The 24946-nt window shown below is 68.9% G+C and carries 22 protein-coding genes; 15 read left to right on the forward strand and 7 right to left on the reverse strand.

Annotated features, from left to right (window positions below; genetic code table 11):
• Positions 1–19: 19 nt before the first annotated feature.
• On the reverse strand, positions 20–745 hold the full coding sequence (locus tag ABNF93_RS06970) for a PIG-L deacetylase family protein (RefSeq protein WP_349326856.1): 726 nt from the start codon (positions 743–745) through the stop codon (positions 20–22).
• 267 nt (positions 746–1012) lie between these two features.
• Between ABNF93_RS06970 and ABNF93_RS06975 the strand changes: the two genes are divergently transcribed.
• From ABNF93_RS06975 to pcrA, 3 genes are all read left to right on the forward strand, one after another.
• Complete coding sequence (locus tag ABNF93_RS06975) at positions 1013–1930, forward strand: polysaccharide deacetylase family protein (protein WP_349326857.1); 918 nt, start codon at positions 1013–1015, stop codon at positions 1928–1930.
• 234 nt (positions 1931–2164) lie between these two features.
• A complete protein-coding gene (locus tag ABNF93_RS06980) occupies positions 2165–4300 on the forward strand; it encodes an ABC transporter substrate-binding protein (RefSeq protein WP_349326859.1) in 2136 nt (711 codons plus the stop codon).
• Positions 4301–4489: 189 nt separating this feature from the next.
• Positions 4490–6976: a DNA helicase PcrA gene (pcrA, locus tag ABNF93_RS06985; RefSeq protein ID WP_349326860.1), complete on the forward strand. Its 2487-nt coding sequence runs from the start codon at positions 4490–4492 to the stop codon at positions 6974–6976.
• 109 nt (positions 6977–7085) lie between these two features.
• Here pcrA and ABNF93_RS06990 read toward each other — a convergent pair whose 3' ends face one another.
• The gene (locus ABNF93_RS06990; protein WP_349326862.1) at positions 7086–7463 is read right to left on the reverse strand and encodes a CGNR zinc finger domain-containing protein; all 378 of its coding nucleotides are present in this window, start codon (positions 7461–7463) and stop codon (positions 7086–7088) included.
• Here ABNF93_RS06990 and ABNF93_RS06995 point away from each other — a divergent pair.
• Positions 7462–7914, forward strand: a complete 453-nt coding sequence (locus ABNF93_RS06995; RefSeq protein WP_349326864.1) for a uroporphyrinogen decarboxylase/cobalamine-independent methonine synthase family protein — start codon at positions 7462–7464, stop codon at positions 7912–7914. The genes ABNF93_RS06990 and ABNF93_RS06995 overlap by 2 nt on opposite strands.
• Before the next feature lie 254 nt (positions 7915–8168).
• On the opposite strand, the gene ABNF93_RS07000 is transcribed toward ABNF93_RS06995, so the two are convergent.
• Complete coding sequence (locus ABNF93_RS07000; protein ID WP_349326865.1) at positions 8169–9134, reverse strand: M23 family metallopeptidase; 966 nt, start codon at positions 9132–9134, stop codon at positions 8169–8171.
• Between the two features lie 1058 nt (positions 9135–10192).
• On the opposite strand from ABNF93_RS07000, the gene ABNF93_RS07005 reads away from it, so the two are divergent.
• A complete protein-coding gene (locus tag ABNF93_RS07005; protein WP_349326866.1) occupies positions 10193–10732 on the forward strand; it encodes a cobalamin B12-binding domain-containing protein in 540 nt (179 codons plus the stop codon).
• A 14-nt stretch (positions 10733–10746) separates the two neighbouring features.
• Here ABNF93_RS07005 and ABNF93_RS07010 read toward each other — a convergent pair whose 3' ends face one another.
• Complete coding sequence (locus ABNF93_RS07010; RefSeq protein ID WP_349326867.1) at positions 10747–11406, reverse strand: hypothetical protein; 660 nt, start codon at positions 11404–11406, stop codon at positions 10747–10749.
• A gap of 334 nt (positions 11407–11740) precedes the next feature.
• Between ABNF93_RS07010 and sucC the strand changes: the two genes are divergently transcribed.
• Positions 11741–12946: an ADP-forming succinate--CoA ligase subunit beta gene (gene sucC / locus ABNF93_RS07015; RefSeq protein ID WP_349326868.1), complete on the forward strand. Its 1206-nt coding sequence runs from the start codon at positions 11741–11743 to the stop codon at positions 12944–12946.
• Between the two features lie 52 nt (positions 12947–12998).
• Positions 12999–13886 carry a succinate--CoA ligase subunit alpha gene (gene sucD / locus ABNF93_RS07020; RefSeq protein ID WP_349326869.1) on the forward strand — a complete coding sequence of 296 codons (888 nt, stop codon included), beginning with the start codon at positions 12999–13001 and terminating at the stop codon, positions 13884–13886.
• A gap of 202 nt (positions 13887–14088) precedes the next feature.
• Here the strand turns inward: sucD and ABNF93_RS07025 are convergent, their stop codons facing one another.
• Together ABNF93_RS07025 and ABNF93_RS07030 are read right to left on the reverse strand one after the other, a co-directional pair.
• Positions 14089–15108, reverse strand: coding sequence for a hypothetical protein (locus ABNF93_RS07025; RefSeq protein ID WP_349326870.1), 1020 nt, complete (start codon positions 15106–15108; stop codon positions 14089–14091).
• Positions 15098–15616, reverse strand: coding sequence for a SigE family RNA polymerase sigma factor (locus ABNF93_RS07030; RefSeq protein ID WP_349326871.1), 519 nt, complete (start codon positions 15614–15616; stop codon positions 15098–15100). Before ABNF93_RS07030 ends, ABNF93_RS07025 begins: the two co-directional genes overlap by 11 nt.
• Positions 15617–15892: 276 nt before the next feature.
• Between ABNF93_RS07030 and ABNF93_RS07035 the strand changes: the two genes are divergently transcribed.
• A complete protein-coding gene (locus ABNF93_RS07035) occupies positions 15893–17107 on the forward strand; it encodes a cell division protein PerM (RefSeq protein ID WP_349326872.1) in 1215 nt (404 codons plus the stop codon).
• A gap of 51 nt (positions 17108–17158) precedes the next feature.
• On the opposite strand, the gene ABNF93_RS07040 is transcribed toward ABNF93_RS07035, so the two are convergent.
• Complete coding sequence (locus tag ABNF93_RS07040) at positions 17159–17941, reverse strand: DUF4190 domain-containing protein (protein ID WP_349326873.1); 783 nt, start codon at positions 17939–17941, stop codon at positions 17159–17161.
• Between the two features lie 117 nt (positions 17942–18058).
• Between ABNF93_RS07040 and purN the strand changes: the two genes are divergently transcribed.
• The 7 genes from purN to ABNF93_RS07075 all read left to right on the forward strand — a co-directional run bounded on the left by purN (position 18059) and on the right by ABNF93_RS07075 (position 24925).
• Positions 18059–18691, forward strand: a complete 633-nt coding sequence (purN, locus tag ABNF93_RS07045; RefSeq protein ID WP_349326874.1) for a phosphoribosylglycinamide formyltransferase — start codon at positions 18059–18061, stop codon at positions 18689–18691.
• Positions 18688–20277, forward strand: a complete 1590-nt coding sequence (gene purH, locus ABNF93_RS07050; RefSeq protein ID WP_349326876.1) for a bifunctional phosphoribosylaminoimidazolecarboxamide formyltransferase/IMP cyclohydrolase — start codon at positions 18688–18690, stop codon at positions 20275–20277. The genes purN and purH overlap by 4 nt, the downstream gene beginning before the upstream one ends.
• A 53-nt stretch (positions 20278–20330) precedes the next feature.
• Positions 20331–21188: an APH(3') family aminoglycoside O-phosphotransferase gene (locus tag ABNF93_RS07055; protein ID WP_502877559.1), complete on the forward strand. Its 858-nt coding sequence runs from the start codon at positions 20331–20333 to the stop codon at positions 21186–21188.
• A gap of 348 nt (positions 21189–21536) precedes the next feature.
• On the forward strand, positions 21537–22514 hold the full coding sequence (locus ABNF93_RS07060; protein WP_349326878.1) for a hypothetical protein: 978 nt from the start codon (positions 21537–21539) through the stop codon (positions 22512–22514).
• A 229-nt stretch (positions 22515–22743) separates the two neighbouring features.
• Positions 22744–23175 carry a DUF3017 domain-containing protein gene (locus tag ABNF93_RS07065; protein WP_349326879.1) on the forward strand — a complete coding sequence of 144 codons (432 nt, stop codon included), beginning with the start codon at positions 22744–22746 and terminating at the stop codon, positions 23173–23175.
• A 130-nt stretch (positions 23176–23305) separates the two neighbouring features.
• Positions 23306–23662, forward strand: coding sequence for a hypothetical protein (locus ABNF93_RS07070; RefSeq protein WP_349326880.1), 357 nt, complete (start codon positions 23306–23308; stop codon positions 23660–23662).
• 39 nt (positions 23663–23701) lie between these two features.
• Positions 23702–24925 carry an NADP-dependent isocitrate dehydrogenase gene (locus tag ABNF93_RS07075; RefSeq protein ID WP_349326881.1) on the forward strand — a complete coding sequence of 408 codons (1224 nt, stop codon included), beginning with the start codon at positions 23702–23704 and terminating at the stop codon, positions 24923–24925.
• Positions 24926–24946 lie beyond the last annotated feature (21 nt).

The raw sequence follows: 24946 nt of genomic DNA on the forward strand, positions 1-24946 counted from the left end.
TGGCCCAGCGAGCCGGTGGTCAGCCGGTCGAGACGACGAAGAAGTCCTCGGCGAGGCGACCCTCGGGAAGCCCGGCGCGCACCGCGTTGGCGCCAAGCCACTCGCGCACCCGGAGGGGCAACGCGTCCGGGTCGGGATGCTGGCTCTTGTGGGCGAGCAGTGCGGTGATCTTCCGGTCGACCGTGTCTGTCACATCCACCACATGGTTGCTCTCGGGATGGCCCGACAGCCACACCTCGCGGACAGTCCACGGCTCGAGCCCTTCCTCGGCGAGGTCGGGGAAGGCGAACGGATTCCGTGCGGCTGGGTACACCGCCCGGATGGCCGCCTCTCCGGCGGCGAGGTGATCAGGATGGCTGCGCGGCAGGATCGCCCAGTCGCGCTCGGGGCTGGGGCACATCACTCGCTGCGGCTGGAGTTCGCGGATGAGGCGGGTGAGTGACCGGACGAGTTCGCGGTCTGCCTCGAGCTCGCCGTCGACGAAACCGAGGAAGCGTACGTCGGTCACCCCCACGGCGGCGGCGGCCGCCTCCTGCTCGCCACGGCGGATCGCGCCCATCTCGGCGCGCGGGATGTCGAGGTCGAAGCCGCCGCTCTGGCCGTCGGTGCACACGCAGTAGACGACCTCGTGACCGGCGTCGGTCCAGTGTGCGACGGTCCCGGCCGCGCCGAAGTCGACGTCGTCGGGGTGTGCGACGACAACGAGGACCCGGGAGACCTCATGGTCGGGCAGTAGATCAGGCATCACCGCAGGAACCTACCCGACCCGCCAAATTGCGCCCAGGACGGGCCAGCTGCACGGGACGTTCCGAATAGTTTCCAGCGAACGCAGAAAGGGCGAAATCCCACTCCGGAAATTGATTTGCCATCCGTCGCAATTCCTCGGACGAGACGTTTTCCGATGTCTGCACGACGGGAGATATCTCTTGGCGCCGAATGTGGGGGAGTGATGGGCGTGTCGCCACTGCGAATTCCGTCAATCGTACGAGGCCTGCTCATCCTTCTCCTTGGCATGCTCCTTGGCTTTTTTGCGGCGAACTGCGCGAACTCGGACGCACGCGAAGGCGCCACGTCGACGCCGACCGCCACGCGTGCGCCGTCGGTGCGGCCCAGCGCCCTACCTGGTCGCACCGCGGTGGCGAGGGCCACGCTCACCCCCGTGGCCACGCCATCCAGTACGACGCCATCCGCCACGGCAACCCCCAGCGCGACGGTGCCCAGCGCCACGCAGCAGGCCACCAGCAGCGCTTCGCCCAACGCGACTGGCTCTCCCGGCAGCTCGCCTTCACCAACCACGTCCGCGTCACCGAGTGTCTCGCCGACACCAGGAACCGCCAGTCCGACCCCGAAGCCGGGACCGGTCGCCCAGCGGGTCGATCGGATCGAGGACACCAGCGCCAAAATCATGTTCCTCACCTTTGATGACGGACCGAATGTGAAATACACACCGCAGATTCTGCGGATCCTGGCGAAGTACAAGGCGCCTGCCACCTTTTTCGCACTCGGTGATGCCAGTAACGCCAATCCGGACATCGTGAAGCAGATCCGGGCCGCGGGTCACACGATCGGAAATCACACGCACGACCACAAGTCGCTGCCAAGCCTTTCCGACGAGGACGCCCGCGAGGAATTACAGAAGGGACCCGCCTCGCGATGCTTCCGCCCGCCCTACGGCGCCATCAACGACGACGTACGCGCCATCGCTGCCGAGCTGCGCCAGGAAGTCGTGCTCTGGCACGTGGACCCGAAGGACTGGGACCGCCCTGGGGCCGACAAGATCGAGGAACGCGTCCTCAAGGGCGTGGCTCCGGGGGCCATCGTGCTGTTCCACGACGGCGGCGGCGACCGGTCGCAGACCGTCACCGCGCTGGAACGGCTGATGCCCCAACTCATCGAGAAGGGCTACGCGTTCGAGGCCATGCCCTGCTGACATGACCTAGGCGAGCCGGCCTGCCCGGCGCCAGCCGACCTCCCGGAGATGGCCGCTAGTGGCCATCTCCCGGAACAGCGGCTGATCCACGCCACGAGTGCGTACGCCCGCTTTCCGCCGGCCGAAGCCTTCCGAAGCTGGCCGTCCCCAACGCCGCGAGGACCTTGCTGGTCGTGCAAAGCTCGGACGACAGCTCCGAATGTCAGCATTGCTCTCTCGAGGAGAAACCAACCAATGGCGCACAGTAACGGCATTGACCGGCGGGGGTTCCTTTACGGCTCGGCGATCGCCGCCGGCTCGATCATGCTCGCCAGCTGTTCGGACTCGGGGTCCGGCGGCGGCTCCGGCGAGGCGCCAGCTGCTGGGCCCGCGTCGAAGGCGAAGGGTTCGGAGACCAAACCGCTCGCGCCCCCCTCATCGTTCAAGGAAGCGCCCACGCTCGCCGCCCGCGTCAAGGCGGGCGACCTGCCGTCGATCGATGAACGGCTCCCGGAGGCGCCGTACGTCATTCCCCACCGCTGGGTGGCGTCGGGCAACTACGGTGGGCGGCTCCGGATGATCATGGCCGAGAGCTACAGCTCCGCGATCAAGGAGTACATGTACGGGCGGTCGTTCCTGCGCTTCCTCAACGATGGCCTGGACATCGGTCCCGGGCTCGTCGAGAGCTGGGAGTCCAACGAAGACGCGACCGAGTGGGTCTTCCACTTCCGCAAGGGACTGAAGTGGTCGGACGGCGAGCCATGGACCACCGCGGACATCATGTACTGGTGGGACGACATGGTGAACAACGACGACTACACCGGGGTCGACCCACCCGACGACGTCCGCTCGGGCAAGGGGACCGTGGCGAAGGTCGCCGCGCCTGACGAGACGACCCTCACCCTGACGTTCGACGCTCCTGCCCCAATCACGCCGGAACGCCTGGCGGCATGGGTGAACAGCCCGGCCCAGGAGGGTTCCATCGGGCCGCTGTGGATGCAGCCGAAGCACTACCTTCAGCAGTTCCACCCGACGTACAACAAGGAGATCACCAAGGAGGACTGGTACCTCGAGCACGAGGCCAAGGGCAACTTCGGCACCAACCCCGACTGCCCCACGATGACGGGGTGGATGCTGAAGAGCTACCAGGACGGGCGGAGCGTCCTCTTCGAACGCAACCCCTACTACTGGTGCGTCGACAAGGAGGGCAAGCAGCTCCCCTACATCGACGAGGTGCAGTTCAGCGTCGTCATCGACGACGAGGTGCAGAAGCTGCAGATGTCCGAGGGCAAGGTCGACTACGTGCACGGCGGTCACCACGGGCTGGTTCTGGAGGACATCTCCGGGTTCAAGCAGACCGAGGACCGCACCGGCATCCGCGTCAACCTGTGGGACAGCGGCTCCGGCACCGGTTCCATCGTGTTCTTCAACTACGACTACCCGGACAAGGAGATGCGGGAGCTGATCCGCAACCCGAAGTTCCGGCAAGCCCTGTCGTTCGCGATCGACCGGAAGGACATCCGCAAGTCGATCTACTTCGCCACTGGCGAGCTCACGACGGGAACTCTCAGCCCTAAGGGCGAGATGTTCACCCTCAACGACGAGGCCAAGAGCAACTACGTCAAGTGGCGCGACGCCTACGTCACGTACGACATCGAGAAGGCGAAGTCGATGCTCGACGAGCTGGGCGTCGTCGACAAGGACGGCGACGGCAAGCGGGAGTTGCCGAGCGGTGCCAAATTGCAGATCTCCCTCGACTATCCCGCGGATGCGACGAACGAACACATCCAGAAGAACAACCGCTACAAGCGCGACTGGGATGCCGTGGGTGTCGCCACCAAGTTGACGCCGGTGGCGCCGGAGGCGTTCGGCGAGACCTGGGGACGCGGCGAGCTGATGACCACGACTGCGTGGGAGGTCGGCGACTGCTCGCCGCTGATCTATCCGGGCTGGGTGATACCGGTCGAGACGGGGCACTGGGCGCCGTTGCACGGCCAGGCGTTCATCATGCAGACGGGTGACCCGAAGAAGCTCGAGCAGCAGGCGGACACCGATCCCTGGGAGCGGACCCCGCCGTGGATCCTGCCCGAGGAGGGTGACCCGATCGACCGGCTGTGGAAGCTCTACGCCCAGGCCAGGGTCGAGCCCGACCGGATGAAGCGGGTCGCCCTGATGTGGGAGATCCAGAAGATCCACATCGAGGACGGGCCGTTCTTCTATGGCGTGGTCGCCAACTACCCGCGCATCGTGCTGGTCCGCGACGGGCTGAAGAACGTTCCCACCCGGGAGAACCTCGCTCTCGGTGGGTGGGTCAACCCGTGGATCCTGCCGTCGCCCGCGGTCTACGACCCCGAGACGTACTTCTGGGAGAAGCCCGACGAACACGCGTAGCCCTTGGCCGGTTCATGATCATGCGTGGGATGGTGGCCTTTCTCGGCCCGAGAAGCCTTCGTTTCCCACGCATGATCATGAACGGTCGTCCCGTGTGGCGGGCGAGCGGGCATATCGAACCTTCGGGGCGTGATGTCCGGGCCTGTCCGGTGTGGACTGTCGGCGCCAGATCGTAGGCTGGGCGTCAAGATGAGTGCTCTCTCTGCAGAAGACCAGCTGGCCTTGCCCGACACCGCCGCCGCACCCGGTACCCCGTCCGACGCCGCGCATGATGACGGCGCACCGGACGCTGTCCAACGTGACGGTGGCGCGCCATCCGACAGCGCATCGGACGGCACGACATCGCACGGCACGACATCGCACGGCACGACATCGCACGGCACGACAACGGACGGTGCGACTGACGGTGGCGAGCGGCAGCCGCCCCGGCACCTGGAACCTGAGGAGATCCTCGAGGGACTCAACCCGTCCCAGCGGGCCGCCGTCCTGCACGAGAAGCACCCGCTGCTGGTGGTCGCTGGCGCGGGTTCGGGCAAGACCCGGGTGCTGACCCGCCGGATCGCCTGGCTCCTGGCCGAGCGCAACGCCCGCCCCAGCGCCATCCTCGCGATCACCTTCACCAACAAGGCGGCTGGCGAAATGCGGGAGCGGGTGGCCGCGCTGGTCGGCCAGCGTGCCGCTTCGTACATGTGGGTCTCGACCTTCCACTCCGCCTGCGTCCGCATCCTGCGGCGCGAGATCAAGCGGTTCGGCCTGTCCTCGTCGTTCTCGATCTATGACGACGCCGACTCGCGGCGGCTGATGACGCTGGTCTGTCGCGACCTCGATCTCGATCCCAAGCGCTACAACCCGCGCGCCGTCCTCAACTGGGTGTCCAACCTCAAGAACGAGCTCATCGACCACGAAGAGGCCGCGCGCGGCGCGCACACCCATCTGGAGAAGACGTTCGCCGAGTGCTACGAGCTCTACCAACGCCGCCTCGGTGAGTCGAGCGCGCTGGACTTCGACGACCTGATCATGACGACCGTCCATCTGATGCAGGCGTTCCCGGAGGTGCGCGAGCACTATCGGCGGCGCTTCGCGCACGTGCTGGTCGACGAATACCAGGACACCAACCACGCGCAGTACGCCCTCGTCCGTGAGCTGACCAGCTCCGATGGCGAGGACGACAGTCCGCACGGCGAGCTCATGGTCGTCGGCGACGCCGACCAGTCGATCTACGGATTCCGCGGAGCGACGATCCGCAACATCCTGGCGTTCGAGGAGGACTTCCCCGATGCCAAGGTGATCCTGCTCGAACAGAACTACCGCTCCACCCAGACGATCCTCTCCGCCGCCAACGCCGTCATCAGCCGCAATGCCGGCCGAAAACCCAAGAACCTCTGGTCCGACGCCGGCGACGGTGCCCCGATCGTCGGCTACGTCGCCGAGGACGAACACGACGAGGCGCAGTTCGTCGCGGAGGAGATCGACCGGCTCGGTGACGAGAAGGCCGCCAGGCCGAGGGACGTCGCCGTCTTCTACCGTACGAACGCACAGAGCCGGGTGTTCGAGGAGATCTTCATCCGGGTCGGCCTTCCGTACAAGGTCGTCGGCGGTGTGCGGTTCTACGAACGCCGTGAGGTCCGCGACGCCCTCGCCTACCTCAGGTTGCTCGCCAATCCCGAGGACACCGTGTCGCTGCGCCGGATCCTCAACGTCCCCAAGCGTGGGATCGGCGACCGTGCCGAAGCGGCGGTCGAGGCATTCTCCCAGCGGAAGCGGATCACCTTCTGGCAGGCGCTGCGCCAGGTCGACGAGATCGGCGACCTGGCGACCCGTTCGGCCAACGCCATCAAGGCGTTCGTCGGCATCGTCGACGAGTTGTCCGATGCCCTCGCCGAGGGCCAGCCGCCTGCCGACATTCTCGAGCAGGTGCTCGCCAAGACCGGCTACCTCCACGAGCTGGAGGTGTCCGGCGATCCGCAGGACGAGACGCGGGTCGAGAACCTGGCCGAGCTCGTCGCGGTGGCCCGTGAGTTCTCCGAGGCCGCCGAGTCCGAGGACACGCCGGCGACCCTGGCCGACTTCCTCGAGCGGGTCTCGCTCGTCGCCGACGCCGACCAGATCCCCGACAACGGGGGCGAGGGGACAGACGACGGCGGGGTCGTCACGCTGATGACCCTGCACACGGCGAAGGGGCTGGAGTTCCCCGTGGTGTTCCTCACGGGCCTGGAGGACGGCGTGTTCCCACACTCCCGGTCGCAGAGTGACGCGAAGGAGTTGGAGGAGGAACGTCGGCTCGCCTACGTCGGCATCACCCGGGCCCGCCAGCGGCTCTACGTCTCCCGTGCGGTGGTGCGCAGCGCGTGGGGTGCACCGCAGCAGAATCCCGGGTCTCGCTTCCTCGACGAGGTCCCCGCAGAACTCGTCGAGTGGCGGCGTACGGAGGTCGACCACACGTCGTGGAGCTCACAGTCGGCGACCGCGCGCCGGGCGGAGAGGCAGGCGCGGCGCCCAGGCCAGAAGCCGGTCATCTCCGTGGCGGCGGGCGACCGGGTTGTGCACGACACGTTCGGCATGGGGTCGGTGGTGGCGACAGCGGGACAGGGCGACAACGCCGAGGCGACGGTTGACTTCGGGTCGGGTGGGGTGAAGCGGTTCCTCCTGCGGTACGCACCGCTGGAGAAGCTCTGAACCGCGGCGCTACGGCGGTTACCGCGTCCCGGACCTGGTGCTCATGCTCCGGGGATCCCGTGGGCCGATGGTCCTGAGGCATTGGTTCTGCGGCGTACGGACCTGAGGCTCACGGTCGTGGGGCGGTGCGGGCGTGGCCGGCACGGTAGCGGCGCATCTTCGCGCGGGCGCCGCAGCCCTTCATGCTGCACCAGCGCCGGCTGTTGTTCCGGCTCTCGTCGAGGAAGATCCAGCGGCACTCGGCGCAGCGCTTGAGCCGTTGGAGGTCGCCGGCCCCGAGGAAGTCGACGACGTACCAGCTGAGCTGCCACTGGACGAACGCAAGGTGGCGCGGCGCCCCGGGCGGCCATGTCCAGTCGTACCCACCTGATTGTCGCTGACCTGGTGATCCGGCCCCGGCCGGCATCCGGAGACGTGCGGCACCGATCGCGTCGGCGTGGACGTCGCGGATGTGGTCGAGGGCTTCGGTCGATGCCGACGCGTTCATGACGGCCGCTTCGCCCGGAGTGGTCGCGCTATTCCTGGACAACCAGCACTATCCCAGCGATGAGGCGTACCTCTTCGCGCTCGCCGAGGCGATGAAGGCGGAGTACGACGAGATCCACCGCGCGGGGTTCGTCCTCCAACTCGACTGCCCGGACCTCGCAGCGGGGCGCCACCGTGATGGCGAGTCGCTCGAGGACTTCCGTGGCCGGGTCGCCCTCCACCTCGAGGCACTCGACCACGCCACCCGCGACGTCCCGGAGAGCGACCTCCGGCTGCACCTTTGTTGGGGCAACTACGAGGGACCGCACACGCGTGACGTACCCCTGGCCGACATCCTCGACCTGGTGCTCGCCGCCCCCCTGCCGGCCTGTCGTTCGAGGCGGCCAACCCACGGCACGCCCACGAATGGACGCTCTTCGCCGACGTCGGCCTGCCGGAGGGCAAGGTGCTGATTCCCGGGGTCATCGACTCCACGACCAACTACGTCGAGCATCCTGAGCTCGTTGCGCAGCGCATCTGCACCTACGCCGAACTCGTCGGGCGGGAGAACGTCATCGCCGGTACGGACTGCGGGTTCGCGACGTTCGCCACCTCGCTGACCGTGCATCCCACGATCACCTGGGCAAAGCTGCCCGCGATGGCAGACGGTGCGGCGATCGCGTCCGAGCGGCTGTGGAACGGCGCCGGACAGCGGCTCGCGGCGGACTCAGATCGGCAGGCCGAGCCCGCGCAGCCAGGGGAGGGGGTCGATCGGGTCGCCGCCGCCCGGGCGTACCTCGAAGTGCAGGTGCGGGCCGGTGGAGTTGCCGGTGCTTCCGACGTAGCCGATGACGGTGCCCGCCGACACGTAGCCGCTGGTGTATTCGTAGTCGGACATGTGGCAGTACCACGTCTCGGTACCGTCGTCATGGCGTACGACGATCTTGTTGCCGTAAGGGCCGTCCCAGCCGGCGAAGGTGATCTCGCCAGCGCCAACCGCTCGGATCGGGGTGCCCATCGGCGCGGAGAAGTCCTGGCCGGTGTGGTCGGAACTCCACATGCCGCCGGACTGGCCGAAGCCCGCGGAGGTCCGGAAACTGCGCAGCGGCAGGAACCACTGGATGGCGCGTTCGAAGACCTGCTCGCGCGTGGCGTCGGAAGCCTTGTCCACGATCAGTTCGAGCTCACGGGTGCGCTGCGCCTCCCAGGCCGCGCGTTCACGTTCGGTCTCCCGCCGAAGCTCGGCCGCGCGCTGGGCGTCGGAGTCGTCGATCCCTGGATCGACGCTGGCCGCGCCACCGCGGGAGCGGTCAGCCCGACCCGCCGCGGCACTGCGTGCGTCCTGCAGCTGGCCGAGGGAGAGCGCGACACCGGTCGGAGGTTTCTGGGCGTTGTCGTCGATACCCGCCGCGGCGACCGAGTGCAGGGTGACGGCACCGGAGGCGGCAGCGACCAATGTCGCGACACTCGCGACGGCGGGAATGGTCGGGAAGGCCCGGGCCGTCGCCGTACGACGGCGGGTACCGGGCTTCTTGCGCCTGCCCGCGAGCGCACTGCCGGTCCGGGGCGGGTTGCTGGACGTCGTGCGCAGCGTGACCCGCGGGCCAACCGGCCGGAGGCGCCCTTCGGTGAGTGCGTCCTGGCGAGTGGTCGCGGTGTCTCGACCGTTGCGGCGGCCGTCGTGCTGACTCACGCTCGCCGAAGAGTCGTGACGGGCTCCGGGGGAGTCCTTGCGGGCGGCGCTGGGCTCGTGGCGAGGAGATGGGGAGGACTGGCGGATGGTCGGGGTGTCGAGGTGTCCGACCGGGGTTGCGGCTGGTGGGCTCGCCAACCTGAGACGCCGGTCAGCCACGGCGCTCGACCGAAGTCCTATCGCGTTCGATCTGCCGGTTTGGCGGGTGTTCCGGACCGGCTGGCTGCGATCTACCTGGATGCCGCGGTCGGGCTGGATGCCGCGGCCAGGCTGGCTGGTGCGTTCGGAGCCATTCGTAGGTGTCGGTTGGCTCGACCGGGGCGCCGGGTTGTTCCAGTCACCGCGCGCCGCGCGTTTGCCAACGCCGGTACGGCCAGCTTCGCTCTCGCGCCACCCTGGTGTCGGTGGGCGGCCGTAGGGTGGCGCCGCCTGGTTGAGCCGGGTCGCGTCACGGCCCAGGTCCGGGCGAGTACCCCGGTCCTGTCGTGCGCTCTGCTCCTGTCGTGCGCTCTGCTCCTGTCGTGCGCTCTGCTCAGGTCGACGGGCCCGCTCTGGGCGGCTGCTCGGCGTCGTCCGGACTGCCGGGCCGGCACTACTCGACTGCGTGCGGATGCGTCGACCTGGCTGCGGGGCCGGAGGGGTGGCACCAGAGCGCCGAAAGCGGCTGGCAGGCGCAGCTCGGTGCTTCGCTGCCTCGGCCACAGGGATGAGACCTTCCTCGACGGCTAACAACTGGAGAGCAAGGTAGGAACGGCGGAGACGATAACGGATGCATCAAGCTGTGCCAAATGCCTCCGCGGCGATTATGCCGAATCTGGTCTGAGAAAGTCCCCATAAACCGGACATAGCGAGACGTGCCGCTACACAAAGTGTTCGACTGCCGCCAGTTTGTTACCCAGTGCTTTGCTGGGCGGGCGCCCGGCGGTCGGAATACCTTAGGTTCAGCACGTCGATGAGACCGCGCAGCGAAGTGCTCCGGGCCGCGACGACACCTTCCGGGCGCGATCACAGAGCTCCGGGTCCACGACAGCTTCCGGGTGCGATGGAGGAGCCGGTACATGACAGGCGCCGAGACCACGAGTTCCCCCTCCGCGGCGGACGACGCGAATCCGGACGCCGAGCCGCACGACGTTCAGCCGGACACGGCGGCGAACGACGGCCGAACCAGCCGGGCGCCGATCCGCATTGTCGTCGCCAAGCCGGGCCTCGACGGCCACGACCGCGGGGCGAAGGTGGTCGCGCGTGCCCTGCGAGATGCGGGCATGGAGGTCATCTACACAGGCCTTCACCAGACCCCCGAGCAGATCGTGGAAACCGCCCTCCAGGAGGACGCCGACGGCATCGGTCTCTCGGTTCTGTCCGGGGCACACATGACTCTCTTCCGTACGCTCATGCAACTCCTGCGCGATCGCGGCGCCGACGACATCGTGGTGTTCGGGGGCGGCATCATCCCCGAGGCGGACATCGAGGCCCTCGCCGAACTCGGGGTCGCGAGGGTCTTCACGCCCGGCACGTCGACCCACGAGATCGTCCGCTGGGTACGCGAACACGTCGCCGAGGCCACCGAGTACGCCGGTGGATCGGGCGCGACCAGCTGAGCCGCGCCGGGCGGTCACCTCCTCGGGGTCACCACTCCCGGACGAGGGCGGTCCCGAAGCCGTCGCCTATCTCCCGCGCACCGGTCTCCTGCTTCCAGATTCGCGATCGCGAGCCCGGGTGTGCCGACGTACAGGCGTTCAGTGTGCGGTTCGGCCGGGGAAAGGCCATGACCGCCGATCGCGAGGCTCTCCCCGAACCGTGCACCGGCCTGTGCCTCGCCGGGTACGCCGTCGGTGCCCTGGACGAGCCTGCGCCAGTACCGCAGACCCGTGTCGGCTCCAAGGTAGATGTGCACCGCTCCGGCATCACTCAGGCCGTTGGCGTCCTGTCCCGGCGCACCGACGATGGGTTCGGAGCGCGTGTCGTCGTCGACGTACGCGGTGACGATCGACGTGCCGAAGCGGTCGCCGGCGCGGTAGTCCGCCGGATACGGGATCTGCGGTCCGCGGTCGGCGTACCTCACCTCGACCGCACCGGCATCCGGCTGGGTGCCGAGGTCCTCACGAGGGATGCCGATCGCGAGGTCGGGGCCCCTTCCGGTCGTTGTCGAAGTCGGGACTCCTCTTTGTCCGTGTCCCGCAGGAATCGGCCGCCGACGTGGGGGAGAGGCTGAGGCCGACGGGTGGAGGACCCAGATCATCGCGGCGAGCACAGCGAGCGAACGAGTGGGCATAGCGCCACACCTCCGGTGGGAACCCGCTTTCGTCTGTGTCCTTTCGTATGTCAGGGACGACCCACAAGCGCTGGATGGGGTTGCCGGTGTGAAGAAACTAGTCGATCACGATGGTGGCCCCGGTCGGCCGCGTGCCTGGTGCCGGACAACGCAGGGCATTTCTCACTTTCCGCGGGCCGGAATTGTGCGGTCGCGCTCGCGCCCTTGGGCGGCACCCGGCGGTCACGGCGGCCCCGAGCAGGGTTAGGCTCGCGGCCGGGCCTGGGAGCAGGGGCTCCGACCACGGAGCCGGCACGGGCCAGGCGTACGCGAACCGACCAGGAAGAGCGCGCTCGTGGACCTGATGGAGTACCAAGCGAAGGAACTCTTCGCCCAGCATGGCGTTCCGGTCACCCTCGGCCGAGTCGTCGACAACCCGGACGACGCCAAGGCCGCGGCGCAGGACTTCGGTGGCCCGGTCGTCGTCAAGGCACAGGTGAAGATCGGCGGACGCGGCAAGGCCGGTGGCGTGAAACTCGCGGCAGACCCGGCCGAGGCGCAGGAGAGGGCCGACGACATCCTCGGTCTCGACATCAAGGGCCACACGGTACGCAAGGTGCTGGTGGCACCGGCCGCGGACATCGGCGAGGAGTACTACTTCTCGTTCCTCGTCGACCGCGCCAACCGTTCGTACCTCTGTATCGCCAGCGCCGAGGGCGGTGTCGAGATCGAAGAGGTCGCGCACACCAACCCCGATGCGGTGGCCAAGGTGGCGATCGACCCGCTCACCGGCGTCGACGAGGCGAAGGCCCGCGAGATCGCGACCGCGGCGAAGTTTCCCGCCGACGTCGTGGAGCCGGCCGTACCGGTGATCGTCGCGTTGTGGCAGGCGTTCATCGCCGAGGACGCCACCCTCCTCGAGGTCAATCCGCTGGTGAAGCTCGCCGACGGCGCCGTGGAGGCGCTCGACGGCAAGGTGACGTTGGACGACAACGCGCGCTTCCGGCATCCGGAGCATGCGGCGTACGAAGACAAGGCCGCCGCCGACCCGCTCGAGCAGCGTGCGGCGGAGAAGGACCTCAACTACGTCAAGCTCCACGGCGAGGTCGGCATCATCGGCAACGGCGCGGGTCTCGTGATGAGCACCCTCGACGTCGTGGCGTACGCCGGTCAGGACCTCGCTGCCGACGGCACGCGGGCCAACGGCGATCCGGTCAAGCCGGCGAACTTCCTCGACATCGGCGGCGGCGCCTCGGCCGAGGTGATGGCCGACGGCCTGGAGATCGTGCTGTCCGACCCGGACGTCCGCGCGGTCTTCGTCAACGTGTTCGGCGGCATCACGGCATGCGACGCGGTCGCGAACGGCATCGTGGCGGCGTTCGCCCTCCTGGCGGAGCGGGGTGAGGCGGTGTCGAAGCCGCTCGTCGTACGTCTGGACGGCAACAACGCCGACCTCGGCCGGCGGATCCTTGCCGACGCGAACCTGTCCGGTGTCGAACAGGTCGAGACGATGGACGGTGCCGCGCACCGCGCGGCCGAACTTGCCGCAACGACCAGGTGACGGCCCAAGTGACGGCCCAAGTGACGGCGCAGTAGGGAGCGACGGACCAGCGATGGCGATTTTCCTCACTGAGAACAGCAAGGTCATCGTCCAGGGGATGACCGGCTCCGAAGGCCTCGTCCACACCCGGAAGATGCTGCGCGCCGGCACCCAGATCGTCGGCGGTGTGAACCCCCGTAAGGCCGGCCAGAAGGTCGAGGTCGAGGGTGCCTCACTGCCGGTGTTCGGCAGCGTGGCCGAGGCGATGAAGGAGACCGGCGCCGATGTGAGCGTCGTCTTCGTACCGGCGGCGTTCACCAAGGCCGCCGTGAACGAAGCGATCGATGCGGCCATGCCGCTCGTCATCGTCATCACCGAAGAGGTCCCGGTCCACGACACGGCGGAGTTCTTCGCCAGGGCGCAGCGGTCGGGTCACACCCGCATCATCGGGCCGAACTGTCCTGGCGTCGCGTCGCCAGGCAAGTCCTACGCCGGCATCATCCCCGCCGACATCACCGGTGCGGGCCGGATCGGCCTGGTGTCCAAGTCGGGCACGCTGACGTACCAGATGATGTACGAACTCCGCGACATCGGCTTCTCGACCTCGGTCGGTATCGGCGGCGACCCGATCATCGGGACCACGCACATCGACGCGCTGGCAGCGTTCGAGAACGACCCCGAGACCGACGTCATCGTGATGATCGGCGAGATCGGTGGCGACGCGGAGGAGCGGGCCGCGGAGTTCATCCGCGACCACGTCTCGAAGCCCGTCGTGGGTTACGTCGCCGGCTTCACCGCGCCCGAGGGCAAGACGATGGGGCACGCGGGCGCGATCGTGTCCGGCTCGTCGGGCACCGCGCAGGCGAAGCAGGAAGCGCTCGAGGCGTGTGGGGTGAAGGTGGGCAAGACGCCGAGCGAGACCGCGCGCCTCGTCCGCGAGATCGCCGAGAGCCTCGCCTGAGCGCATCGCCACCTGGGTTGCAGGAGCGTCGTCGCCTTCTATCCCGACGAACCTCCAACAACTCATGGGCCGGATGTCCCTTACGTCGCAGGCATCGTTCGACCAGCAGGCGAGGGCCCTGCTCGAGCCGTACGCCGTCGATGGATGCCTGCGGTTACGGTCATCGGACAGCTGATGTGGGGTTACCCCAGTCGCCGCGGCCTCAGGGGGCGAGGCGGTCAGCGCTGGCTTTCAGCACCGGCGCCATGGGGTCGGTGTCGTAGATGAAGTCCTGCCCGTTTTCGTGCCAGACAACCACGGACAACAACGCCCCGGTCCGGACCAGGCCGACGACCTCGATCTCGCCGGTCGAGTCACCGTTGTCGTGGCCGAACCACCACCAGCTCGCCGTGCCGCCGGAGACGGTGACGTCCGTGGGTCCGTGCGGTGTACCCCAGGTACAGCTTCCGAGCCACGAGGTGTAGGTGTCGTAGGCCGCCGTGGCGTCTGCTTCTGAGGCGAAGGCTCCGACGACGTTCACACCGGTGACGGTGCCGTCAGTTCCCCAGTCGAAGTTTCGCCGGACCGCGGCTGAGGCGCCAAGGCTCGCGAGATCGCCGGACTGGCAGACCGAGGTCGGCGTCGCGCCCTCGTCCTCGCTGGTGCCGGTAGCGCTCCAGGTGTTGGACGAGTCGTTGACCTTCGGCATCTCGGGACCGACGAGCAGCCGTACGGTGAACTCCGGCGGGGTGGGACTCGCCGTCGGGGTGTCGGAGGACGTGGGCGCCGGAGTCTCGCTGGGAGAGACATCCGGAGACGTCGAGTGCGGTTCCGGCCTCGGCGTCGGCGGAACGGCCGAACCGGGGTCTCCTGGCAGGTGCGACCTGGGTGCCGTCGGATCCGGAACGAACGGCCATCCCGACGGCGGCTCGTCCCCGGTGTCCGACGCCGACCGCGAGCCCTGGCGCCCGGAGGGCGCGGGCGCCTTGTCGGCATCGGACGGTGACGCGGCAAGGAAAGGGTTGGCCAGCGTGACCGGGTCACCTGGCATGCCGACGACCGCGCCGTAGCCGATCGCGCCGACACTGGCCACGACGGCGAGACCGGCGGTTGCCGTGCGTCGCAGCTGGCGCCGCGCGCCGTGGGCACGCACGGCGGTTTCGTCGCGCCAGGAGACCTGGTCGACATCACCGCGCAGGAGCGACAGGTGTTCGGTCACCTCACGCTCGAAGTCAGCGGGCATTCTGCGTCTCCTCTGCGGAGCTTTCGTACGGGCTGCCCTCTCGCAGGAGTTCGGCGAGTGCAGTGCGCCCCCGTGAAAGCCTGGCCTTGACAGTGCCGGTCGCCACGCCGGTCTCGTGCGCCACCTCCTCGACGGAGAGCCCGACGAGGTGGTGCAGCACGATCGCTCGGCGTTGTGCCTCAGGTATTTCTTTCAGCGCCGCAACCAGCGCCACGTTGTCCGGACTGGGTTCTGGCGCGTAGACCGGCGGCCCGTGGCGAGCCATCGCCGCGATCCCGTTCTTGATCTTGCGCCAGCGGCTGGCCGCGATGCGCCAAGCGACAGTACGGAGCCACGCTTCGGGGTTGGCGTGGTCGCAGACACGCGCCCAGTGTTGCCAGGCACGCGCGTAAGCCTCTTGAACGCAGTCTTGGGCGTCAGCCAGGTTTCCGGTCATCGCATACATCTGGTGGAGGAGCCGTTGCCGGGTAGCGTGGTAGAAGGCATCGAACTCGTCGGCATCCGCCATGAGCCCTCCGCCACTCTGCCGACTTTCACTCCACATGACACCGCACCGCAGCCTGAGGTTGCACTGGCCTTCCTGGCACACGCTGCGACACCGGCATGTGACCAACCGCAGCTGAGAGTATGTGCAGGTACGAACCTATCCATAACGACGCGGCACCCTCCGAGTGCCCCGTCCCTTGGCGGGTGTGAATCCCGGTGGCGGAAATCTAGCTGGTTCGGGCGCCTCAGCGGCGTGTCTCGGGCCGGAGGACCTGATCCGGACTGCGAGCATGAGGCGATGGCCGGCGTACTCACGCGTCCCTCGGCGGGCGTTCCCGAGCACCCGCGGGTGGCTGATCACCCGCGGCCCGCGGCCGTTGGCGCGTTGCTGGCGGCCGGCTGGGCCGCACTCGCGGGAGCACTTCCCTGCGCCGCCGTCGCGGTCGTCGCGTGGTTCGTCACGGCGGGCGGAACTGCCCCGGACGCATTCCGGGTCGGCGTGGACGCGTGGCTGCTCGCCCACATGGTGCCGGTCGCCCTACCAGGTGGTGCCTTCAGCCTGGCGCCGCTCGGGCTGTCGCTGCTTCCCTTCGTCCTCCTCTGCCGGGCCGGCGCGTGGGTCGGTCGTACGAGCGAGGTCCGCCGGGTCACCCAGGTGTGTGCCGGTCTGCTCGTCCTGGCTGCGGCGTACGGCGGACTCGCGGCCCTGATAGCGATCCTGGCCCGGACCGGCGACGCGGCGCCGGACGTGCTGCGGGCGTTCGTCCACGCCGGTGTGCTGGCGGGCGTGGCCGGTGGTGCGGGTGTCGTCCGGGTGAGTGGGCACGGTGTCCGGGCGTGGCGACGTGTGCCGGAGGACGTGCGGGCGGCCCTCTACGGCGGTGTCGCGGGCATCAGCTGTCTGGTCGCCGGCGGGATGCTGCTCGTCGCCTGCTCGCTGGTCGTGCACCTCGGTCGGCTGGGTGAGCTGGTGGCCGGACTCGCACCCGGCATCAGCGGCTTGCCGGTACTCCTGGGGATGTGCCTTGCGTACGTGCCCAATGCGGCGGTGTACGCAGGGACGTACGCGCTGGGACCCGGGTTCGCGGTCGGTACGGCCACCGTGGTGGCGCCGACCGGTGTCGCACTCGGCCCGCTTCCGGCGTTTCCCCTGTTGGCGGCGCTTCCGGTGACCGAGAACCCACCCGGCTGGGTGATGGGCGTTCTCGTGATCCCGATCGCGGCAGGGGTTGTCGCCGGGCTCGCCGCCATCCGCTGCTATCCGGCGTACAGCATCGACGCGGCGACCCTGCGCGGCGGCCTCGCCGGGCTCGCCGGAGGGGTGATGTTCACCGCGGCCGTGGCGGTTTCGAGCGGCTCCGCCGGGCCCGGGCGCCTGGCCGAGGTCGGTCCGTCGGCACTGGAGTCCGGAGTCGTCGCGGTGAGCACCCTCGGGATCGCCGGAGCCGTCGGTGTCCTGGCGTTGCGGATGTGGGAATGGGCTCGGGCGCGGGGCTCCGCTGACCTGCGGTGAGCGTAGGCCTGAACCCGGCTGGTCGATCCCATGCGGGGGGTCGGGCCAGGGTCAGCGGGGGGTGTTCAGGGGGCCGACGCGGTCGATGATGCGTTCTTCCAGACGCTTCTGACAGGAGTCGCGAGCGGTCTGGGTGTTGGCGCCGGAAAAGCACTGTTGGTACTCGACCACCTCGTCCCAGAACACCACCGCCGTCGCGGTCAGGATGCTGGCGAACAGTGTGGCGACGATGCCCAGCACGAGGCCTGGAGTAGCCCCGGGCACGGGGACGCGGTGAAGGCGGGCAGCCCGGCGCGCGAGGGCGCCGCAGACGATCGCTGCGATCCCGAGGAGCAGACCGAGCGGGAACGCCAGCACGCTCGCCACCAGTCCGGTGAGTCCGAACAGGATGGCGAGCCGGCCACGGTTGCGGATCCGCTTCTGCTCGTCCTCGGTCGGCGGAGCCGGGGGCTGATGGTGGGGAGCGTGGGGAGCACCGTGGCCGCCCGAGCTGTTGCCGAACTTCCCGCCAGCGCTGCTGCCGGGCGGTCCACCTGAGCTGCCGCCGGCGTTGCCGCCGGTCGACTCGCTGTGGACCGGGGGCCGGTGGGTCCCGTCGCCGCCCGGAGACGCGTGCGGACCGTCGGTCGGCTTCGCGGCGCCTTGGCCGGAGGGCTGGGCCGACGCTGTGACGATCCGGGCGTACGCCGACGAGGCGGGCGGCCGAGCGAAGACCCGCTCGGCATCGGGTGGCGCCGTCGTACCCTCCGCCGGTATCGGCGCGAGCGAAAGCTCGTCCGCGATCTTGGCCTCCGGGCTGTCCGCTGCGTCAGGACGCTCCTCGGGACTGCTCACAGGGGCTTCTCCTGTCGTCATTGTCGGCTACCGCTATCGTGACGGAACGTCCAACTCCACGTGTACGCGCCCCGGGTCACCGGGCTGTGACGCCGTTTACGCACGCCGTTCCAGCAGGTGATCCCCAGCAGCGAGGAGCCCATTCTGACTGCCCGTCTCGTCGTCCTGCTCTCTGGTACCGGCACCCTGTTGCAGGCGCTGCTCGACGCCACGCGGGAGCCGGCGTACGGCGCGACCGTGGTCGCGGTCGGCGCCGACCGTAACAGCGCCGGCGGGCTGGCCCGCGCCGAACGCGCCGGTATCCCGACCTTCACCCTTCGGGTGCGGGACTTCCCGAGCCGGGAGGAATGGGACGCCGCGCTCACCGAACGCGTGCAGGCCTACGAACCCGATCTGGTCGTCTCGGCGGGGTTCCTCAAGCTGGTCGGCAAGCAGTTCCTGGCGGCGTTCGGCGGACGTTACGTCAACAGCCACAACTCCCTGCTTCCGGCGTTCCCCGGCATGCACGGGCCGCGTGACGCGCTGGCCTATGGCGTACGCGTGGCGGGGGCGACACTCTTCGTCGTCGACGAGGGAGTCGACGCGGGCCCGATCATCGCGCAGGTCGCCGTACCCGTCGAAGACGACGACACCGAGGAATCCCTGACCGAACGCATCAAAGGCGCCGAACGCCGGCAGCTCGTCGACACGATCGGCGCGATGGTGCGGTTGGGCTTCACCGTCCAGGGCAGAAAGGTCACCATCCCGTGAACGCCCCCCGAAACGACGCCGCCACCGAAGGGCGCCGGCCGATCCGCCGCGCGCTGGTCAGCGTCTATGACAAGGCCGGGTTGACCGAGCTCGCCCGAGGGCTCGCCGATGCGGGCGTGGAGATCGTGTCGACCGGCACGACGGCCGCGACGATCGAGTCCGTCGGTGTGAGCGTCACCCGGGTCGAGGAGCTGACCGGATTCCCGGAGTGCCTCGACGGCCGGGTCAAGACGCTGCATCCGCGGGTGCATGCCGGTCTGCTGGCGGACACGGGCAATCCCGACCACGTGCGGCAGCTGGCCGACCTCGACATCGCGGCGTTCGACCTGCTGGTGTCGAACCTCTACCCGTTCGCGGAGACCGTCGCGTCCGGGGCCGGCCCGGATGACGTGATCGAGAAGATCGACATCGGCGGTCCCGCGATGACCCGCGCAGCCGCCAAGAACCATGCCTCCGTTGCCGTGGTGACCTCACCGGACCGCTACGCCGACGTCCTCGCGGCGGTGGCGGCCGGTGGATTCACGCTCGACCAGCGCAAGCGGCTGGCGGTCGAGGCGTTCGTGCACACCGCGAGCTACGACGTGGCCGTCGCGTCGTGGATGGGCAACGTGCATGCGCCGACCGACGACGGCAGCGGTTTCCCGGCATGGGTGGGCGCGACGTGGGAGCGGGAGTCGGTCCTGCGCTACGGCGAGAACCCGCACCAGCGGGCGGCGCTGTACCGTGCCGGCTCCGTCGCCGCGCACGGGCTCGCCCAGGCAGAACAGCTGCACGGCAAGGAGATGTCGTACAACAACTACGTCGACGCCGATGCCGCGCGGCGTGCCGTCTACGACTTCCAGCCCGCGGCGGTGGCGATCATCAAGCACACCAACCCGTGCGGGATCGCGATCGCGTCCAACGTCGCCGACGCGTACACGAAGGCGCACGCGTGCGACCCGGTGTCGGCGTTCGGCGGGGTGATCGCGACGAACCAGCCGGTCTCGGTGGAGATGGCGGAGAAGGTGGCCGAGGTCTTCACCGAGGTGCTCGTGGCGCCGGACTTCGAGCCGGGCGCGCTGGAGGTCCTCTCGCGCAAGAAGAACATCCGGCTGCTCCGGTGCGGACCTTCCGCCCGCGGTGGTATGGAGGTACGCCCCGTCTCAGGTGGCCTGCTGATGCAGAGCGTGGACACCGTGCAGGAGCCGGGTGACAGTCCGTCGGGTTGGCGGTTGGCGGCGGGCGAGCCGGTGTCCGAGGACGTGCTGGCCGACCTCGTGTTCGCCTGGCTGGCGGTCCGGTCGGTGAAGTCCAACGCGATCCTGCTGGCTTCCGACCTCGCGGCCGTCGGGGTCGGCATGGGGCAGGTCAACCGGGTCGACTCGGCGAAGCTGGCGGTTGCCCGGGCGGGTGAGCGGGCGGCCGGGTCGGTGGCGGCCTCGGATGCGTTCTTCCCGTTCGCCGACGGGCTGCAGGTTCTGCTCGACGCGGGCGTACGGGCCGTCGTGCAGCCGGGTGGCTCCGTCCGCGACGACGAGGTGATCGCGGCGGCTCAGGCGGCTGGCGTACCGCTCTATCTCACCGGCACGCGCCACTTCTTCCACTGAGGCCGGCGGCGTATCCCGGTTGACACGTCGGGTTTGATGGCGGCGTGGGTGAGCTGGTCCAGCGCGTGGTGCGTTCCCTGCGTACCCGATTCGCGGGGTACGAATGGACGCGGGTGCACCACGGCTTCTCCGGGGCGGCGACGTACGAGCTCACCGGGACGACCGGGCCGGAGCTCTACGCCAAGGTGGCAGTCGTGCCGCAGCACCTGGGCAGTCGCTCCCATCTGGGCGTCGAGGCGGAACGGATCCGCTGGCTGTCCTCGACCGGGATCCCAGGGCCCGAACTCGTCGCCGCCGGGACCGAGACCTGTCTGTCCACCAGCCCGACGACATCTCCGGAAGCGGTCGAGGTCGGCTGGCTCGTCATGACGAGTGTGCCCGGCCGGGAGGCGTCGGCACCGTGGCCAGTTCACCAGCGGGTGTCGGTGATCGATGCGCTCGCCGACGCGCTCCGGGCGCTGCATGCGCTGCCGCTGGAGGGGTGCCCGTTCGACCGCCGGCTCGACGTCCGGCTTGGTCAGGAACGTGCCGCCGTCGAGGCCGGCGTGGTCGACGAGGCGAGCGCGGCGATGGAGCCCTGGCGGTGGGCGCAGGACCGGGGCGCGCTACTCGCCGAACTGTTGCGTACGCGGCCGGCAGATGAGGATCTGGTGGTCTGCCACGGCGACTACTGCGTTCCCAACGTCCTGCTCGATCCCGAGACCCTCGAGGTCACGGGCCTGATCGACCTGGGGTGGCTGGGCGTCGCCGACCGCTACCACGACTTGGGCATCGCGACAGGGAGTATCGCGTCGGTCGAGCTGAACCCACAGTACGGGCCGGGTCATGCTGCCCGCTTCCTCGAGAGGTACGGCGGCGATCCCGACGACCCGCGCATCGACTACTACCGCAGGCTCGACGAGCTCACCTGACCGGCCACGAAGCGCGTAGGCCCGCGGCCGGGCAGCGATACGCGACCCCGTGAACCATCTCCGCCAGTTCCCGCGTACGGACAGATGTAAGGACCGTCCCTCACCGGGCGAGCGGCCAGCGTCACACACCGGTTCACCGCACCGGCCCACCAGGCCGGCACGGCGTGACCACGCGGCCGTTCGCCCGCTCCGGCGCCGGGGCCACCGGCGTTCGGTGTGCAGCGTTCCGGCGTACGTCCGCATGCCGACCGTCGCGCCCAGATGCGGCCGCCGTGAAGCGACGGGCGTACGTCAGTAGGCGATGAGTCCGCGCCCAGCCACCGAACACCCAGGAGAGTTGGACCGACCATGAAGCCTCGTCAGATTGTCTGTGCACCGGTCGCCGTGCTGGTCGCTGGTGTGCTCGCGCTGTCGGCGTGTGGACCGGAGATCGCCACCACGAACTCCGGCGCCGGCGGCGATCAGGAGACCACCGAAACGGCCACGCCGACGCCGACGGCCTCGACCGCCGAGCCGGCAGCCGCGGGCGACGAAGGTCCCTGGCCAGGGCCTGAGGTCCCGGTCGTCATCGAGACCACCCGCCAGGATGGGTGGACCGACTACCTGCAGGCTGCCGACGACAAGCCGATCTACCGGTTCGACAACGACTCGAACGATCCGCCCACGAGCGGGTGTGACGAGGAATGTGCCGAGGTGTGGAACCCTGTGCCGGCCGACCAGATCACCGCGGTCAAGGGCGTCGACGAGGCGCTGGTGGGTTCGTTGGACCGGCCGGACGGCACCAAGCAGCTCACCATCAAGGACTGGCCGGCGTACACCTTCGCTGGTGACACGAAGCCGGGTGACCTGACCGGCCAGGGCAAGGATGGCCGGTGGTTCGTGATGGCACCGACCGGGGCCAAGGCCTTGACGACTGAGCAGGCGGAGAAGCAGAAGTCGGGCGCCACGGTGCTGACCGACACCAAGCTGGGAGCGTTCACCGAGACGATCCTGGTGAGCGGCGAAGGCCGGACGATGTACCGGTTCGAGGCGGACGAGCCCAACGCCGGCACGAGTGCCTGCGAGGGAGACCCGGAGTGCAACGAGAAGTGGCCACCGGTTCTCGCCGACAACGGTCTCGATGTGGTCGAGGACTGTGTGGATCCGGATCTCGTCAGCACCTTCACCCGCAAGGACGGTACGAAGCAGGTCGCGGTGAACGGCTGGCCGCTCTACTACTACTTCGAGGACAGGGCCCCCGGCGACATCAAGGGCCACGGGCTGGGCGATGTCTGGTTCGCGGCGACCGGTGACGGTGGCAAGGCCGAGAAGGCCGGCGGCTCCTGAGTCGGGGTCCCCAGGATTCCAGGATTCCGGGGGATCGGGGGATCCGGGGGATCGGGGGATCCTCGGGGTACCAAGCCCGGCCCGGGAGGTGAGCGGTGCTCACGCCCGGGCCGGGCTTCGTGCGCCAAGGGGTCGTCCCCGTGTGGGTGGGTCCTGTCGTCATGGCCGTGGTCCGGCGGGTAACCTGCGACTCTGCAGTCGCGTTCGTCGGCGCCAGGAGGACCCACCGATGGTCGACCAGCCGGGCTCCGGAGTTGTGCCTCAGACGGAGACAAGCGCTGGCTCCACCCGGAGCCCTGGCGCAGGCGCCGGCAGGCCACCCCGGGCGCCAGGACTCCGGCAGGCGTTGTGGGGCCGGTGGAAGCGCGAGCCGGGACGTCCCCTTCCTCCCATCCGTCCATGGCCACGCCGCCAGTGGCCTCTGCTGGTCGTACTGACGGGCATCTTCGTCTCGCTGATCACCGTCATCGTGGTGGACTTCCGTCCCGGCACCCTGCTGTTGGCGCTGTCGGTCCTGCTCGCCGCCGCATTCCGGCTGGTGCTCACCACCCGCCGCGCCGGGCTGCTCGTCCTTCGCAGCCGGACGACGGACGTCGTGACCCTCACGGTGATGGGCGTGGTGGCGCTGCTGCTCGCTGTGGCCGTCCCCGACATCCGCTGACCCGCCACCGCGCGACCCCCGGCCTGTCGCCAGCGTCCCGCCTCGGCTAGGCTCCCCGGCAAGATATCTCGACACCAAGACATCTTCGTACCGCTCGGTTTTCGGGCCCGGACCCCGCGGAGGCCGGAACATGACCATCGCGCTCACGGAGATCGTCAGGCCCGCGCCTGGCGCCGCGGTCACCGGTGCCCCATCCGTGATGGTCTTTCCTGGGCCGTACGCGGTGAATGTCCGGATCGGAGCGGCCCAAAAGCTCACGCGCGGCGCCCGACGCGGGACAATGGTTCCGGAGACCCGCACGTGCGCGGCCGGTCGTCGCCGCCCTGCCCGCGGGCGTGTCGAGTCGGGTCACCGGGGTGTCCTGGCGGTGCCCGGTCGCGACGTCGTACGTAGGGTGGTCGAAACCGGGTTTTCCGAGGCCGAGCCGGCCGGATTCGAGGCGGCCAGCGGAGTCGTCCCACGACAGAGCGAAGTCCAGAATCTCTGAAGCCATACCCCCAACCACCTTTGCGGCGGAGGAGCCCCCTTGTCGAAGATCAGTGTGAAGAACCCGGTCGTCGAACTCGACGGCGACGAGATGACCCGTGTCATCTGGCAGGCGATCAAGGACCAGCTGATCCTGCCCTATCTCGACGTACCGCTCGAGTACTACGACCTCGGCATCGAGCGGCGGGACGCGACCGATGACCAGGTGACCGTCGATGCCGCCAACGCGATCAAGAAGCACGGCGTGGGCGTGAAGTGCGCGACGATCACGCCGGATGAGGCGCGCGTCGAGGAGTTCGGTCTCAAGCAGATGTGGCGTTCGCCCAACGGCACGATCCGCAACATCCTCGGTGGCGTGGTGTTCCGCGAGCCGATCATCATCGACAACATCCCGCGCCTTGTCCCGGGCTGGAAGAAGCCGATCATCATCGGCCGCCACGCCCACGGTGACCAGTACCGCGCGACCGACTTCGTGGTGCCCGGGCCGGGCAAGCTCACGGTGACCTACACGCCGAACGACGGCAGCGAGCCGATGGAGTTCGAGGTCGCGAAGTACCCCGGCGGCGGTGTCGCGATGGCGATGTACAACTACGACGACTCGATCCGCGACTTCGCCCGGGCGTCGTTCAACTACGCGCTCCAGCGCGGTTTCCCCGTCTATCTCTCGACGAAGAACACGATCCTCAAGGCGTACGACGGCCGGTTCAAGGATCTGTTCGCCGAGGTGTTCGAGTCGGAGTTCAAGGGCAAGTTCGAGCAGGCCGGCATCACCTACGAACACCGGCTCATCGACGACATGGTGGCCCAGGCCCTGAAGTGGGAGGGCGGCTTCGTCTGGGCCTGCAAGAACTACGACGGTGACGTGCAGTCCGACATCGTGGCGCAGGGCTTCGGATCGCTCGGCCTGATGACGAGCGTGCTGCTCACGCCGGACGGCAAGACCGTGGAGGCGGAGGCGGCGCACGGCACCGTGACGCGGCACTTCCGGCAGTGGCAGAAGGGCGAGAAGACCTCGACCAACCCGATCGCGTCGATCTTCGCGTGGACGCGCGGGCTCGCTCACCGCGGCAAGTTGGACGGTACTCCTGCGGTGTCGGAGTTCGCGCGCACGCTGGAGCAGGTGTGCGTCCAGACCGTCGAGTCCGGGAAGATGACCAAGGACCTCGCGCTGCTGGTCGGCGGCGACACCTCGTGGCTCACGACGGACGAGTTCCTCGGAGCACTCGCCGAGAACCTCGCCACCAAGCTGAAGGCGGCCCACTAGAAGACATCCGTGGATCGGCCT

The organism is Actinopolymorpha sp. B9G3 (assembly GCF_040120725.1).
Lineage (GTDB): Bacteria > Actinomycetota > Actinomycetes > Propionibacteriales > Actinopolymorphaceae > Thermasporomyces.

Excerpts from the sequence above, each read along its gene's own strand:
- ABNF93_RS06970 (WP_349326856.1), bottom strand. The coding sequence starts at position 745 with ATGCCTGATCTACTGCCCGACCATGAGGTCTCCCGGGTCCTCGTTGTC.
- ABNF93_RS06975 (WP_349326857.1), top strand. The coding sequence starts at position 1,013 with ATGCTCCTTGGCTTTTTTGCGGCGAACTGCGCGAACTCGGACGCACGC.
- ABNF93_RS06980 (WP_349326859.1), top strand. The coding sequence starts at position 2,165 with ATGGCGCACAGTAACGGCATTGACCGGCGGGGGTTCCTTTACGGCTCG.
- pcrA (WP_349326860.1), top strand. The coding sequence starts at position 4,490 with ATGAGTGCTCTCTCTGCAGAAGACCAGCTGGCCTTGCCCGACACCGCC.
- ABNF93_RS06995 (WP_349326864.1), top strand. The coding sequence starts at position 7,462 with ATGACGGCCGCTTCGCCCGGAGTGGTCGCGCTATTCCTGGACAACCAG.
- ABNF93_RS06990 (WP_349326862.1), bottom strand. The coding sequence starts at position 7,463 with ATGAACGCGTCGGCATCGACCGAAGCCCTCGACCACATCCGCGACGTC.
- ABNF93_RS07005 (WP_349326866.1), top strand. The coding sequence starts at position 10,193 with ATGACAGGCGCCGAGACCACGAGTTCCCCCTCCGCGGCGGACGACGCG.
- ABNF93_RS07010 (WP_349326867.1), bottom strand. The coding sequence starts at position 11,406 with ATGCCCACTCGTTCGCTCGCTGTGCTCGCCGCGATGATCTGGGTCCTC.
- sucD (WP_349326869.1), top strand. The coding sequence starts at position 12,999 with ATGGCGATTTTCCTCACTGAGAACAGCAAGGTCATCGTCCAGGGGATG.
- ABNF93_RS07025 (WP_349326870.1), bottom strand. The coding sequence starts at position 15,108 with ATGCCCGCTGACTTCGAGCGTGAGGTGACCGAACACCTGTCGCTCCTG.
- ABNF93_RS07030 (WP_349326871.1), bottom strand. The coding sequence starts at position 15,616 with ATGGCGGATGCCGACGAGTTCGATGCCTTCTACCACGCTACCCGGCAA.
- ABNF93_RS07035 (WP_349326872.1), top strand. The coding sequence starts at position 15,893 with ATGGCCGGCGTACTCACGCGTCCCTCGGCGGGCGTTCCCGAGCACCCG.
- ABNF93_RS07060 (WP_349326878.1), top strand. The coding sequence starts at position 21,537 with ATGAAGCCTCGTCAGATTGTCTGTGCACCGGTCGCCGTGCTGGTCGCT.
- ABNF93_RS07065 (WP_349326879.1), top strand. The coding sequence starts at position 22,744 with ATGGTCGACCAGCCGGGCTCCGGAGTTGTGCCTCAGACGGAGACAAGC.
- ABNF93_RS07070 (WP_349326880.1), top strand. The coding sequence starts at position 23,306 with ATGACCATCGCGCTCACGGAGATCGTCAGGCCCGCGCCTGGCGCCGCG.